General features: G+C 63.6%; 14 protein-coding genes. 8 read left to right on the top strand and 6 right to left on the bottom strand.

All coding sequences use genetic code 11. The features are described 5' to 3' along the window. Positions 1-97 precede the first annotated feature (97 nt). The 4 genes from NOG11_RS08045 to recG all read left to right on the top strand — a co-directional run bounded on the left by NOG11_RS08045 (position 98) and on the right by recG (position 4947). Positions 98-562 carry a TIGR02300 family protein gene (locus NOG11_RS08045; RefSeq protein WP_256619212.1) on the top strand — a complete coding sequence of 155 codons (465 nt, stop codon included), beginning with the start codon at positions 98-100 and terminating at the stop codon, positions 560-562. A gap of 108 nt (positions 563-670) precedes the next feature. Beyond that, positions 671-1882 (top strand): NADP-dependent isocitrate dehydrogenase, encoded by a 1212-nt coding sequence (locus NOG11_RS08040; RefSeq protein ID WP_256619211.1) that lies wholly within the window; start codon positions 671-673, stop codon positions 1880-1882. 148 nt (positions 1883-2030) lie between these two features. Beyond that, positions 2031-2765 (top strand): hypothetical protein, encoded by a 735-nt coding sequence (locus NOG11_RS08035; protein ID WP_256619210.1) that lies wholly within the window; start codon positions 2031-2033, stop codon positions 2763-2765. Positions 2766-2850: 85 nt separating this feature from the next. Further along, positions 2851-4947, top strand: coding sequence for an ATP-dependent DNA helicase RecG (gene recG / locus NOG11_RS08030; protein WP_256619209.1), 2097 nt, complete (start codon positions 2851-2853; stop codon positions 4945-4947). Here the strand turns inward: recG and NOG11_RS08025 are convergent. After that, complete coding sequence (locus tag NOG11_RS08025; protein ID WP_256619208.1) at positions 4944-5351, bottom strand: YkgJ family cysteine cluster protein; 408 nt, start codon at positions 5349-5351, stop codon at positions 4944-4946. The two genes, recG and NOG11_RS08025, sit on opposite strands and share 4 nt — an antisense overlap. Positions 5352-5394: 43 nt before the next feature. On the opposite strand from NOG11_RS08025, the gene purB reads away from it, so the two are divergent. Both purB and NOG11_RS08015 read left to right on the top strand, forming a co-directional pair. Beyond that, positions 5395-6702, top strand: a complete 1308-nt coding sequence (gene purB / locus NOG11_RS08020) for an adenylosuccinate lyase (protein ID WP_305888992.1) — start codon at positions 5395-5397, stop codon at positions 6700-6702. A 1-nt stretch (position 6703) separates the two neighbouring features. Continuing rightward, complete coding sequence (locus NOG11_RS08015; protein WP_256619206.1) at positions 6704-7405, top strand: hypothetical protein; 702 nt, start codon at positions 6704-6706, stop codon at positions 7403-7405. Positions 7406-7588: 183 nt separating this feature from the next. Here NOG11_RS08015 and NOG11_RS08010 read toward each other — a convergent pair whose 3' ends face one another. Together NOG11_RS08010 and NOG11_RS08005 are read right to left on the bottom strand one after the other, a co-directional pair. Beyond that, positions 7589-8338: a 3'-5' exonuclease gene (locus tag NOG11_RS08010; protein ID WP_256619205.1), complete on the bottom strand. Its 750-nt coding sequence runs from the start codon at positions 8336-8338 to the stop codon at positions 7589-7591. A 46-nt stretch (positions 8339-8384) separates the two neighbouring features. After that, on the bottom strand, positions 8385-8957 hold the full coding sequence (locus tag NOG11_RS08005) for a PadR family transcriptional regulator (protein ID WP_256619204.1): 573 nt from the start codon (positions 8955-8957) through the stop codon (positions 8385-8387). 189 nt (positions 8958-9146) lie between these two features. Here NOG11_RS08005 and NOG11_RS08000 point away from each other — a divergent pair, with 189 nt between their 5' ends. Then, the gene (locus NOG11_RS08000; protein ID WP_256619203.1) at positions 9147-9536 is read left to right on the top strand and encodes a VOC family protein; all 390 of its coding nucleotides are present in this window, start codon (positions 9147-9149) and stop codon (positions 9534-9536) included. 63 nt (positions 9537-9599) lie between these two features. Here the strand turns inward: NOG11_RS08000 and NOG11_RS07995 are convergent, their stop codons facing one another. From NOG11_RS07995 to NOG11_RS07985, 3 genes are all read right to left on the bottom strand, one after another. Continuing rightward, complete coding sequence (locus NOG11_RS07995) at positions 9600-10235, bottom strand: CoA transferase subunit B (protein ID WP_256619202.1); 636 nt, start codon at positions 10233-10235, stop codon at positions 9600-9602. A 252-nt stretch (positions 10236-10487) separates the two neighbouring features. Further along, the gene (locus NOG11_RS07990; protein ID WP_256619201.1) at positions 10488-11231 is read right to left on the bottom strand and encodes a CoA transferase subunit A; all 744 of its coding nucleotides are present in this window, start codon (positions 11229-11231) and stop codon (positions 10488-10490) included. A gap of 91 nt (positions 11232-11322) precedes the next feature. Continuing rightward, positions 11323-11841, bottom strand: a complete 519-nt coding sequence (locus NOG11_RS07985) for a hypothetical protein (protein ID WP_256619200.1) — start codon at positions 11839-11841, stop codon at positions 11323-11325. Positions 11842-12146: 305 nt separating this feature from the next. Between NOG11_RS07985 and NOG11_RS07980 the strand changes: the two genes are divergently transcribed. Next, entirely contained in the window at positions 12147-14123 is a 1977-nt protein-coding gene (locus NOG11_RS07980) for a PRC-barrel domain-containing protein (RefSeq protein WP_256619199.1), read from the top strand. Positions 14124-14257: the final 134 nt, after the last annotated feature.

Below are 14257 nucleotides of genomic sequence, written 5' to 3'. Positions count from 1 at the left end.
CCTCGGGCTGTTCGGCAGAGCCGCTTTGACAGCGCGCCCGGCCTCTGCCAACCAGCGCGCCTTGAGACGATTTTCCTAACCCGAAGCTGGATTCCCCGTGGCGAACGAAGACCTAGGCACCAAGCGCGACTGCCCCAACTGCGGCGCGCGATTCTACGACCTGCAGAAAGACCCGGCGCACTGCCCCAAATGCGACCATGAGTTCACCCCCGACGTGCTGCTCAAGTCCCGCAAGAAGCGTGACGAGACGGAGGCGAAACCCTCCGCGAAGGTCAATGAGGACACCAGCGAGACCGACGAGGACGAGGTCGAGGAGCTCGGCGAGGCGAACCAGACCAGCCTCGAGGACGCCGACGACGAGGCCACGCCCACCAAGTCCAAGCGCGCCAAGTCCCTGGACGACGATGAGGAAGAGGATGACGATGACGACGAGGACCTCGGCGACATCGACGACATCGACCTGCCCGACGACGAGGACGACGACACGCTTCTCGACGATGATGACGACGAAGACGATCTAGGCGGCATCGCCACCGGCGCCGGAGATGACGACGAGCGTTGATTTGAGGCGCCCGGTCCCCGACACAGGACGCCTGGAATACCCAAGATGAGGGGGAGCTTCGGCTCCCCGGCCCCGAAGCGGGGCTCAGGAAACCAAGGAGATAGAGGCATGGCCAAGATCAAGGTCAAGAACCCGGTCGTCGAGCTCGACGGCGACGAGATGACGCGGATCATCTGGCAACTGATCAAAGACAAGCTGATCCACCCCTATCTCGACATCGACCTGCACTATTACGACCTCGGCATGGAGCACCGCGACGAGACCGACGACCAGGTCACCGTCGACGCCGCCAACGCCATCAAGGAGCACGGGGTCGGCGTGAAATGCGCCACCATCACCCCCGACGAGGCGAGGGTCGAGGAGTTCGGCCTCAAGAAGATGTGGCGCTCGCCCAACGGCACCATCCGCAACATCCTTGGCGGCGTGGTCTTCCGTGAGCCGATCATCATCCGCAACGTGCCGCGCCTGGTGCCCGGCTGGACCCAGCCGATCATCATCGGCCGCCACGCCTTTGGCGACCAGTACCGCGCCACCGACTTCATCTTCCCCGGCAAGGGCAAGATCACCATGAAGTGGGAAGGCGAAAGCGGCGAAATCCAGGAGTACGACATCTTCGACGCGCCGGGCTCCGGCGTCGCCATGGGGATGTACAACCTCGACGAAAGCATCCGCGACTTCGCCCGCGCCTGCTTCAACTACGGCATCCAGCGCAACTATCCGGTCTATCTCAGCACCAAGAACACCATCATGAAGAAGTATGATGGCCGCTTCAAAGACATCTTTGCGGAGATCTACGAGACGGAGTTCAAGGACCAGTTCGAGAAGATGGGCCAGCATTATGAGCACCGCCTCATCGACGACATGGTCGCGGCCTGCATGAAATGGTCCGGCGGCTATGTCTGGGCGTGTAAGAACTATGACGGTGACGTCCAGTCCGACACGGTGGCGCAAGGGTTCGGCTCGCTTGGCCTCATGACCTCGGTTCTTCTGACCCCGGACGGAAAGACCGCCGAGGCCGAAGCCGCCCACGGCACGGTCACCCGCCACTACCGCGCCCACCAGCGCGGCGAGGAGACCTCCACCAACTCCATCGCCTCGATCTACGCCTGGACCCGCGGCCTGAAGCACCGCGCCAAGCTCGACGACACGCCCGAGCTCGCCAACTTCGCCGAGACCCTCGAGCAGACCGTCATCAAGACCGTCGAGAGCGGCAACATGACCAAGGACCTCGCCCTCCTCATCGGCGCGGAGCAGGGCTGGCTCACGACCACCCAGTTCCTCGACAAGGTCGACGAGAACTTCCAGAAGGCGATCGGCTAGGCTCCCCCTCAGCCTGCCGGCAGCTCCCCCTCATTGAGGGGGAGCGACTTAGAGAGCACACGCCGGTCATAATGCCCTCTCCTACGAAGTGGGGGAGGTGCGCGAAGGGCGGAGGGGGCAACAGCGTCAGCAACAGAAAGCCCTGTTCATGAACAGCACCCCGGCCCGCCTCCTCTTCGCCATTGTCGGCGCCGTCATCGGCTTCTTCGCCATGAAGTTCCTTTTCGGCGGTTCGGGCGATGCCAGCCTCGACCGGATAGGCGAGGAGCTGACCCAGACCAGCGCCCTCTACCGTGTCATGGAGGAAGAGTACCCCGAGGACTTCGGCGTTCTTCTCCGTGAACTGAAGGATATACGGGAGCTGCCCGAGCCCGAGCAGGCGGCCCGCGAGGCGGCGTTCGCTCACGCGACGGAGCTTCGTCTCAGGGAGAGCGGCAACGCGCTCGCCGCCGAAGACAGGCTGCTGACCGCCTATCTGGAGCGCTCCGCCGATACCCTCGACGTGGTGCTGCGCGAGCTGGGTGAGACGAGGTGCGGCCAGTACGGAACGCTGGGCGCGGCGGCCCTCGGTCCCGCCGCCAGCGATCCTGCCATCCTGCCGGTGATCGACGCCCAAGTGGCCGCTTTGTTCCGGGTGCTGGCAAACGGGCGCGATCGCGAGCCCCGTGCCCTGCCCAGTCAAGAGGACTACGCCGCGGTCAACGATCCTGCCGGGCTTTCCGAAGAAGAGGCCTCGCGTTTCCAGCTCGTCGGTAGCCAGGCTGCGGGAACGGACGGCTACTGCCGCGCCCTCGCCTGGTATCTGCGCCGCCTGGCTCGCTCCGAAGCGGAGGGCGCCGACCGGGTGCGGGCGGGGATCGCCCAGAGCCTCGCGCAGGGATGACGGAGTAGGATCCGGGCCTACAAACTGTCACGGTTTTGGAGTCCGGACCCTGTACCAAAAGGCGAACACGCGGCAGAACGGGGCCGTGCGACCGTCGATCCTCAACCCTCTCTTCGCCGACCTCACCGCCCTGCCCGGCGTGGGTTCGAAGACGGCCGAGCTGTTCGAGAAGATAGCCGGACCGCAGGTGGTCGACCTTCTCTTCCGCCTGCCGACGGGCGTCATCGACCGCAGCTTCCGCCCCAAGATCGCCGAGACGGAGGACGGCATGTATGCCGCGCTGACGATCAAGGTGGACGCCCATGAGCCGCCGCCCTCCGACCGCCCGCGCAGCCCTTACAAGGTTCTCTGCTCGGACGAGACGGGTTTCGTCCGGCTCGTCTTCTTTCGTCCCCGTGCGGACTGGCTGCACAAACAGCTACCCGAAGGGGACACAAGGATCGTCTCGGGCAAGATCGAGCAGTACGGCTCCCAGCGCCAGATCGTCCACCCCGACACGATCTTCGATCCCGAGGAGGGCGGCGACCTGCCCTCGGCCGAGCCCATCTACCCGATGACGGCAGGCCTTCAGGCGAAAACGCTTCTCAAGGCCAACCGCGAGGCGCTCCAGCGCCTGCCTGCGCTACCCGAATGGCTGCGGCCTGACCTCATCGAGCGCGAGCGCTTTCCCGGTTTCCGCGAGGCGGTGACGATGGCGCACCACCCTGAAACCCGTCTCGACCTCAAGGCGGACAACCCGGCGCGGCGGCGTCTCGCCTATGACGAGTTCCTCGCCAGCCAGCTCGCACTCGCGCTGATCCGCACACGGCAGCGGGCGCTGGCGGGCCGCAGCTTCAAGACCGGCGGCGAGCTGGCGAAAATAGCGAGGGCCGCGCTCCCCTTCTCCCTAACAGGCGACCAGGACAAGGTGCTGACCGAGGTCCGGGAGGACCTCGCCGCCCCCCGCCGCATGGTGCGCCTGGTGCAGGGCGATGTAGGTTCGGGCAAGACGGTGGTCGGGCTTCTCGCCGCCCTCGATGTCATCGAAGCGGGCGCGCAGGCTGCCTTCATGGCGCCTACGGAGATCTTGGCGCGCCAGCATATGGAGACGATGGAGCCGCTTCTGGAGGCGGCAGGCGTCTCCGCCGTCCTGCTGACGGGCCGGGACAAGGGCGAGGAGCGCCGCGCCAAGCGCCGGGCCGTGGCCGAAGGCTTCGTGCAGCTCGCCGTCGGCACCCACGCCATTTTCTCCGACGATGTCGAGTTCGCGGATTTAGGCCTCGCCATCATCGACGAGCAGCACCGCTTCGGCGTGCAGCAGCGCCTCAAGCTGCAGGAGAAGGGTTCGGGCACGGACGTTCTGGTGATGACCGCGACGCCCATCCCCAGGACCCTGGCTCTGACGGCCTACGGCGACATGGATGTCAGCCAGATCAAGGAGAAGCCGCCAGGCAGAAAACCCGTCGACACCCGCGCCGTGCCCCTCGCCAAGCTCGGCCAGGTCACCGAAGCCGTGGGCCGGGCCGTGCAGGCGGGCGGCCAGGTCTACTGGGTCTGCCCCCTGGTCAAGACCAACGACCAGTTCCCCGCCACGGCTGCCGAGGAGCGCCATGCCGCCCTCCGCGCCCGCTTCGGCGAAACCGTCGAGCTGGTACACGGACGGATGAAGGGGCCTGAGAAGGACGTCGCCGTGCAGCGCTTCTCCCGCGGCGATGCTAAGATTCTCGTGGCCACCACCGTTATCGAGGTGGGCGTCAACGCCCCCGACGCCACGATCATCGTGATCGAGCACGCCGAGCGTTTCGGCCTCGCCCAGCTCCACCAGCTTAGGGGCCGAGTGGGACGCGGGGACAAGCCCGGCACCTGCATCCTCCTCTATGGCGGCGCGCCGGGGGAGATGTCGGAGAACATCAAGGCCCGCCTCAACGTGCTCCGAAACTCCCAGGACGGCTTCGAGATCGCCGAGGAGGATCTGCGCCTACGCGGCTCAGGCGATGTGCTGGGCACGGCGCAGTCCGGCCTGCCGAACTTCGCCCTGGCCAACCCTTCCGAGCACCAGAGCCTTCTGGAGGTGGCCGCCACCGATGCGCGGATGGTGTGCGAGGAGGACCCGGAGCTGACCTCGGAGCGAGGCGAGGCTCTGCGCGTGCTGCTCTACCTTTTCAGGCGAGACGACGCCGTGAAGCGCCTGCGGTCGGGCTAGCTCCAGTTGCCCGTTGTCGAGATCCACTCCTCATCCTCCTGAGTCTCACGCTCGTGTATGAGAAACTCGTAATACCCGCACCGCTTCCGGTTGGGAAAGTCGCGGCAGATCTGCGGCCTCGCCTCGTAGATGGAGCAGCCGCGGGTCTCTGAATCGAGAAAACGGCAGATCGTACCGAAATGCTCGTCGGCCTTGTGCCGCAGGACGCGGGGGCTGTCCTCGTCGCCGCGCTTCGTGAAGCGTTTTCTCGCCTGGTCGTGGTCCAGGTCGAAATACTCGGCCAGGACGCCGACATCGTCCTCAGTCACCGGGATATGCGCGTAGGAGCAGCAATAGGCCGGGCACTTCATGCAGTCGTAGCGGGTCTTGATCGGGGGCCTCGTATAGCGTTGATGCGGCGACACCAGATTTGTGCGGCGCACTGCCGATGAAGACAAGGACAAACCGATGATCCCCCGCTATGCCCGCCAGCCCATGATCGACCTCTGGTCCGACGCCACCAAGTACCGTATCTGGTTCGAGATCGAGGCCTATGCCGCCGAGGCCATGGCCGAGGAGGGAATCATCCCGAAAGAGGCGGCAAGGACCATCCGCGAGAAGGGCGACGCCGCCACCTTCTCCGTCGAGCGCATCCACGAGATCGAGGCGGAGACCAAGCACGACGTCATCGCCTTCCTTACCCACCTCGCCGAGTTCATCGGCGAGGACGCCCGCTTCGTCCACCAGGGTCTGACGAGTTCGGATATTCTGGACACGCAGCTTGCCGTGCAGCTCACTAGAGCCGCCGACATGCTGATCGAGGGCATCGAGCGGGTCCTCGCCGCCCTCAGGACCCGCGCCTTCGAGCACAAGGACACGGTCAAGATCGGACGCAGCCACGGCATCCATGCCGAGCCGACGACCTTCGGCGTGACCCTCGCCACCTTCTACGCAGAGTTCGACCGGGGGCTGACGAGGCTCAGGACCGCGCGCGAGGAGATCGCCACCTGCGCTCTCTCCGGCGCGGTGGGCACCTTCGCAAACACGCTCCCTTCCGTCGAAGAATACGTAGCGGAGAAGCTGGGCCTCAAGCCCGAGCCTGTCTCGACGCAGGTCATCCCCCGCGACCGCCATGCCGCGTTCTTCGCGACCCTCGGCATCATCGCCTCGTCGGTGGAGCGTCTCGCCACGGAGATCCGTCACCTTCAGCGTACGGAGGTGCTGGAGGCGTCCGAGTTCTTCTCCAAGGGCCAGAAAGGCTCCTCGGCTATGCCGCATAAGAAGAACCCGATCCTCACCGAGAACCTCACCGGCCTCGCCCGCCTCGTCCGCTCCGCCGTGGTTCCGGCCATGGAGAACGTGGCGCTGTGGCATGAGCGGGACATCAGCCACTCCTCCGTGGAAAGAGGGATCGGACCCGATGCCACCACCCATCTCGACTTCGCCCTCCATCGTCTTGCCGGCGTCATCGAGAAGCTGATCGTCTACCCTGAGAACATGCAGCGCAACCTCGACCAGCTTGGCGGCCTCGTCTTCTCCCAGCGCGTGCTCCTCGCCCTTACCCAGGCAGGCATCAGCCGCGAGGACGCCTACCGCCTCGTCCAGCGCAACGCGATGAAGGTCTGGGACGAGAGCGCCAAGTTCCTCGACCTTCTGAAGGCGGACGAAGAGGTCATGGCCGCGCTGTCCGCCGAAGAGGTCGAGGCGATGTTCGACATGAACCACCACACCAAGCATGTCGATACGATCTTCGCCCGCGTCTTCGGTGAGAGTTGAGATGACCAGAGGCCTCTGGCAGCGCCGCCTGCGTCAGCTTCACCTGGCGCTCGCCATCGCCGTCGGCGCCCAAGTGCTTCTATGGTTCGCCTCGGGCCTCTTCATGGTCGGCTTCGACATCGACCGCGTGCGCGGCGACCATCTGCGTACCGACCGCTCGGCGCCTTTCCTGCCTGAAAGCGGCATCGTCGCGCCCGAAATTGCCATGGCCGCCGCCCCCTTCCCCGCCAACGAGGCTCTGCTGACCATGCGTTCGGGCGAGCCGGTCTGGGTCGTCCGCTACGGCCTCGAGGAGGTGCTAGTCAGTGGTCTGACGGGCGAACGCTTGCCGGTTCTGAACGAGGAAGCGATGGCCAGGCTGGCGGAAAGCAGCTATGCCGGACGAGGCACCCTCGCAGGCCTCACCTATCTCGAAGAGCGCCCCCGCGCGGTGGGCGGCGACGGTCCGGTATGGGAGGCGAGCTTCGGACCGGATGACCGCGCCGCCCTCTACTTCCACCCCCTGACCGGCGAACTAGAAAAGGTGCGTACGCCACTGTGGTACAGCTTCGACTTCATGTGGGGGCTTCACATCATGGACTGGTCAAGCCGCGAAAACTTCAACTCCTGGTGGCTTCGCGCGACAACAGTGTTCGCGCTGCTCTTTGCCCTGAGCGGCTCGGCATTGGTGGCGACGCGGGTTGCGAGGTGGATGGGACGGTAGGGGTACAGCGTATTCCCACCGTCATCCCGGCCGACTGAAACGAGGTTGAGCCGCAGCGCGGATCGACGGACCCATGGACAGAACCTTCCTACCTACTTCTTCCGTTCGGTCCATGGGTCCCGGATAAGCCTACCGGCTTTCCGGGATGACGGATCAGCGGAATGTTCTTTCAGAGGAGCTGCGTTAAAGCAGCACGCCCTGCTTCTCCCGCTTCTCCGTCGCAGGAAGACCTGTGCGCCGCTCCATCTCGCGGCTGGCCGAGAAGCGGATGTCCACATCCCTGTCCCGGAGGAGGGGTGTCAGTTCGGCATCGCTCAGCTCACCCCATTTGGTCCCGCGCAGCTCGCCGCGCGGGACGCGCGGGAGAAGGCCCGGCTCCTCGTTCCAAGCGAAGAGCTCGTCCGGGCCGACCATGTTGAGCATATCGCGCAGGTGAAAGGCCGTGGTGTAGGCATCAGGAAACGCTCTGTGCACAGGCAAAGCGCGCTGACGGTCGAGGCCTTCGGGCTTTCGCCAGTATTTGAGCACCTGGTTCGAGAAGCTGGGGCTGTCCGGAAAGCACCGAAGTGCCGACTTCCAGGTGCAGACCCAGGGCAGGCCACCGGTCAGCTCCGGCGTGCAGAAGCGGCTCTCGAAGGTCACCCTGTGGGCAGCGAGGCCGATACAGTCCGGCCCCGGACGGAGCACCTCAGGCGCTACGTCGCGAAAGACCGGGCAGCCTTTCACGTCCTCATCGGTGAGGTGGTGGACGGCTTGGGTGACCGGCGGGATGTCCCGTTCGGGATCGCAGATAATGAAACCGTCCTCGCCGCCCACTTCCCATGTCCTGTCAGGCTGCTCGACTACGTCCTGCCAGCCGATCTCGCAGACGGCATGGGCAGGCGGGCGCGAGCCCGTGGTCTCGAGATCGACGGTACGGATGAAGCGCGGCATGGGGTGGAGGTAGGCTCAACCGTCCAAGAGGCGAAGGCCCCTTGCATCAGCTCAATCCGTCTTCGGCCCAGCTCGCGAGCGCCAGCGCATCCGCTACCTCGTCGAGAGAAGCGAGGTCTGCCCTCATTCGCCTGATGGCCATTCGCACCAGAGCGCGGGCGACGGCGGCGTCGACCCCCGCCTTTCCATCGAGCGCGAAGAGGGTGTCTTCCTCCCGTGTGATCTCCCCTGAAAGGATCGCACGGTGTCGTTCGATCTGCTGCTGCGCGACCGCCGGATCACCCTGCGCCGCCATGGCCGCCCAGGTCACGAAGGCATGGGGCGGCGGCCGCTCCACCCATTGATCCAGCGCAAGCGCCTCCCATAGCGCTCGCTTGCCTGATGCCGCTGCGCGAACGGTGGTGCGTTCGGGTCCGCCCGAAGGCTTGGACGCCTCTACCCTCTGTAGGTAACCCCCTTCCGTCAGCTTGCGGAGCGAATAGTAGGTCTGCGGACGCGACACCCGTACCCAGTCTCGCACGTCAGCAGCCGACAGGCGTTGCCAGAGGTCGTATCCGTGCATCGGCCCTGCTCTCACGAGCACCGATAGAACCACGAGATCGGGAACGGTGAGCTTCATGGACCGCGTTCTAGCGGCAAGGCAGTTCCAAGCGCAAAACCCCTTGCGCCAGAGAACACAAACTAGTATTATTAATACTAGCTAGGGGTTGCGAGAATGTTTCGACTTGTTCTGATCGGTTGCATGCTGGTCACTTGTGGCAGCGGCCAGGCAACCGTCGCGCAGCCTGCTTTCATAGAGGAGGACCGCATGGAACGTTTTCTGAAGATCACTCCCGTTCTTCTGGCGGAGGACGTTGAGGCCTGTGCTGCGTTCTGGAGCGGGCTGGGTTTCGAGACGACCATGACCGTGCCCTTCGGCGAGGGGCTCGGGTTTGCCGCGCTGTCTGCGGACGGTATAGAGGTGATGTACCAGTCCTTCGATCTCGCGCGGGCGCAGGACAAAACGCTGATCGAAGGCGTGGGCCGCTCGGTCATCTATATCGAAGTCGCCTCTCTCGCTGATCTCGAAGCTAGGATTGATGAGCACTCGATCGCGGTGCCCGCCCGCATGACCGATTATGGCGCGCGGGAGATCTATGTGCGTGACCCTTCGGGCAATCTGATTGGTTTCGCGGAGCAGGTTGGACGGGACGGATAAGATAAAGGCAGTCTATCGCCGTCCCTAGATCATCATGACTGCATAAGGGACAAGAGACCAGCCCTAAGCCTCGAACGCAGCCTCGGTGCTGGCGCGCAGCTCGTCGAGCGTCACCTCCGGCGCTATCTCAATGAGCTTCAGCTTGCCCGCCGCCTTGTCCACATCGAAGACCCCGTGGGAGCTGACCACCCGGTCGACGCAGGCCACACCGGTGAGCGGTAGGGAGCACTCCTTGAGGAGCTTCGGGTCGCCCGACTTGGACATGTGATCCATCAGGACCACGACGCGCTTCACTCCGGCGACGAGGTCCATGGCGCCGCCCATGCCCTTCACCATCTTGCCGGGGATCATCCAGTTGGCGAGGTCGCCGCCTTGGCTCACCTCCATCGCGCCGAGGATGGAGAGGTCGATATGCCCCCCGCGGATCATCGCGAAGCTGTCGGCCGAGCTGAAGAAGCTCGTCTTGTCGAGCTCGGTGATGGTCTGCTTGCCGGCATTGATGAGGTCGGCGTCGACTTGCGTCTCAGTCGGGAAAGGCCCCATGCCGAGCATCCCGTTCTCGGACTGGAGCGTGACCTCCATGCCGCCCGGAATGTAGTTCGCCACCAGGGTTGGGATGCCGATCCCAAGGTTCACGTAGAAGCCGTCTTCGAGCTCGCTCGCGGCTTTCTCGGCCATCTGATCACGGGTCCAGGGCACGTTTATCTACTCCGAGAGACTACTTCAGCAGCCTTTTTCACAGATGCTGAGCTTAGATCTTGATTTCCAGCGGAGGCTGCGAAAACCGTCGCCATTACATTCGCTAGCTGCGATGCGGCTAATAACTTTTCTCCATCGCTAGCATCGGCACCATCTAAGTACCGGTAAGCACGATCAACAAAGCTCTCTGCGAGTTCGGCAGATGCCTCGGCTGCTGGTAGAGTTGTAGCCATCTGATTTTCCTCCGTTACCTCAAGCCGCTTTGCCGCCGGTCGCGCCCTGCTTTGCCTTGGCGGCGGCTGCTTCCTGGGTCGTGCGCTGCTCGATGCGCTTCTCCTGCTCCGCCTCGACGATCCGGTCGACGAAGATGCCAGCCGTGTGGATGTGATCCGGGTCGAGCTCGCCAGTGGGGACGAGGTGCTCCACCTCGGCGACGCAGGTCTTCCCGGCGGTGGCCATCATCGGGTTGAAGTTGCGGGCAGTCTTGCGGAAGACGAGGTTGCCCTCATGGTCCCCCTTCCAGGCGCGGACCAAAGAGAGGTCCGCGGTCAGGCCCGTCTCTAGAATGTAGCGCTCGCCGCCGAACTCGCGCTCTTCCTTGCCCTCGGCGATCTTCGTGCCGACGCCGGTCTTGGTGTAGAAGGCCGGGATGCCCGCGCCGCCTGCCCTGATGCGCTCGGCGAGCGTTCCTTGGGGGTTGAACTCTAGGTCCAGCTCGCCGCCGAGATACTGCTTCTCGAAGGTCTTGTTCTCGCCCACATAGGAGCTGACCATCTTCTTGATCTGCCGCGTTTGGAGCAGGAGCCCCAGGCCCCAATCGTCGACGCCCGCATTGTTAGAGATGGCGGTGATGTCCTTGGCGCCTGAATCGCGCAGCGCAATGATGAGCTGCTCGGGAATGCCGCAAAGACCGAAGCCCCCTGCCATCACCGTCATGCCGTCGAAGGTGAGACCTTCGAGCGCTTCCTTCGCGCTCTTATAGACTTTCCGCGCCATCGCACCGCTCCGCTTGCTGCCGCGGTGATGCCGAGAGGCGACATGAGACGCAAGCGGTTAAAGGCAGCAAAGACAGCGGTGTTCGTGCCCGCTACCAAGCAGGCGGAACTTCCAGCACCTCGAAGCTCACCGAGGCAGCTTCCGCGTCGAGACGGCGGCGCTCGGCCACGGTCTGCGGGAAGCGCGGCGCGGCGGGGCTGTCGCAGCCCATCGCGAAGCCGACGCCTTTCAGATAGCTGCGGCGCAGGCGGCCACGGCGATAGGCCTCACGCACGGCCTTGTCATGAGCCGAAGCGCCAGTGGCCCGGCGCACCATGGAGCGGAAGGGAATGAAATCCGTGGTCAGATCGCTGACCAGACGGTAGGCCTGGTCGTCGGCAATGTCGGACATGCGGCTGCGGAAGCTGGTGGAGCCCACCGGTGCAACCCGGTCGATATCCGAGCCAACGTAGCTCTCAAGGTCGGCTATCTCGATCTCAATGCCCGTACAGCTTGAAGGAACGGGTTTCTCGTAGACGTCGAGCTCGGCCAGGAGCGGCGGGATCTGTTCACGACGGACGTTAAGATCCTCGAGCGGCGCCAGCGCGCCCTCCCGGATGCCGCCAACCATACCCTCGCGGGCGTCAGGCGAGCGTGTGTGACAGCCGCTAGCCGCCACCAAAAGCACTAAACTTGCAAATTTCCACCAGCCCATGGTCTTCCCTACCAGAAAAGGGTGTGAAAGTCACAACCTCATTTCATAGAACACCGTAAATTCACAATCAGTTCGTGAAGGTTAACAACCCTTTATAGTTACTGCTTTCACCTCTGCGCGACAGTGAAACCCTCCCGCGAAAGCTGTGTTGGCCGGTCTGTAGAAACTTTTGAAGGCGGAACATGAAAACCCTTCTTTGCAGTACTGCTATCAGCACCTTGATGATCGCTGGCGCCTATGCCCAGGAAAGCCAAGAGGCTGTTGATCCCCAAGAATATGTCGAGCCGGGCGCAGACGTCCCTGCCGAGGTCGATGAACTCGAACAGGACGAACTTGACGAAGTCGACAGCGCGGAAGAGCTGAACGACGTCGTTCTGCAGACCACCACTGAAGAAGACGACGCTGCCGACGGCGACATGGAGATGGATGCCGAGGGCAATCTCCAGCAGACCTCTCCGAACTCGAGCACCACGCCGGACATGCCCGAGCAGGAGATGGAGGACGCCGACCCCACCATGATGCCGGCTGAGACCCAGCCCGGCGACATGAACCCGCCCGAGGATATGGGCGAAATGTCGGACGACGCCGACACCATGTCCGATGACGACATGGACGACGTCGACACCTCGGATGAGTACGAAGCCGAGGACTACAACACTCTGAACGAGGGCGAGCCCCTCGAGGACGAGGACTACAACCGCTCCGAACTGGACGATGGCACTGCCTTCGACCCTGCCACCGGGACCTATGAAGACGGACCCGACGCTGCGGTAAGCCCGATCTCCCAGGACTACGATACTGAGGACGAAGGCGAAGTCTCTACCACCACCGTTGCCCAGGATGACGAGTACGACATACCCGTCTCCGACGACGAGGCCCGCCTCGCCGATGGCGACGATATGGATGAGATGGACGACGACGAGATGGCCGTCGCCAATGTCGACGCCTCCACCGAGTCCATGGGCACCGATTTCGGCGGCGAAGTCTACGGCTACCAGCTCATCGACGTCGACATCTTCAACGCTGAAGGCGATGAAGTAGCCGACCTGATCGACGTGATCGTCGACGAGAACGGCATGGCCACCGACGCCATCATCGAGAGTGGCGGCTTTGCGGGCGTTGGCGAAGAGACCTATGTGGTCGCCTTCGACAAGCTGACCCCGGTTCGTGACGGCGAGAAGCTGCGTTTCGAGATCGACGCCGACAAAGAGACCATTGCTGCTTACGCACCCTGGTCGCGCGACGACTTCGTGATCGGCGAGAACGGCAACACGCTCCTCTCCGAGCTGCGCAGCGCCGAGATCCAGCTCGCCTCCTCCGACGAGACCGTCGAGGTCGAAGATCTGGTGATGAGCTCCGAGGGTCGTCTCGAGAACGTCGTCATCGCCTATGACGATCAGCGCTACGCCCTTCCCTACTCGGACATCGCTGTCGCCGAGGGTGATGCGGAGACCAATGTCGGCTACTCCGTGGACGTCTCTCCGGAGAACTTCGGCACGATGACGCCCTATGAAGGTACCCTCGCCGTGCCGCTGACCCGTCGCCTGCAGGACGGTGTGAACAACACCTTCCAAGGCAACCGGACCGCCGCGGAACGCGAAGTCCAAGAGTTCGAAGCGGAAACGGACGAAACGCTGAACGAGGCTGAAGCTGAGTTCGACGAAGCCGGAAACGCCATCGAGACCGAAGCCGATCAGATGGGCGACGACATCGAGCGCGGCTACGACGAAGCTGAGATGGAAGCGGAAGAGTTCGGCAACGATGTCGAGCGTGAAGCTGCCGAAACTGCTGCCGATGCAGAAGCTCTCGGCAACGAAGTCGAGTACGAAGCGGAAGAGCTTGGCAATGACGTCGAGCGCGAAACCGAAGAACTCGGCAACGATATCGAGCGCGGCTACGATGCGACCGAACAGGAAGCGGAAGAGCTAGGTAACGACATCGAACGCGAGACCAACGAGCTCGGCAACGATATCGAAGCCGGCGCTGAAACTACCGAGATGGAAGCGGAAGAGTTCGGCAACGACGTTGAGCGTGAGACCGAAGAGCTCGGCAACGACATCGAAGCTGGTGCCGAGAATGTCGAACAGGAAGCCGAGGAACTTGGTGACGACATTGAGAACGAAGCCGAAGAAGCCGGTGACGAGATCGAGGAAGAAACCGACGAACTCGCCGACGATGACGACGAACCCCGTCGTTAATCGGTTCACCGACTAAGTAAGACTGAGGAGGCCGGGCCGCAGCGCCCGGCCTTTTCCTTTGGTAGGGCGGGCAACCTATAGTAACCGACTGCACCGAACCTAGCAGCAGTAAAGTAGCGGATGTGTGGCAAGAG

Source organism: Parvularcula maris (assembly GCF_024505085.1).
Taxonomy (GTDB): Bacteria; Pseudomonadota; Alphaproteobacteria; order Caulobacterales; family Parvularculaceae; genus Parvularcula; species Parvularcula maris.
Note: the sequence above shows the minus strand (reverse complement) of the source record. Positions and strands in the feature narration are given on the sequence as shown.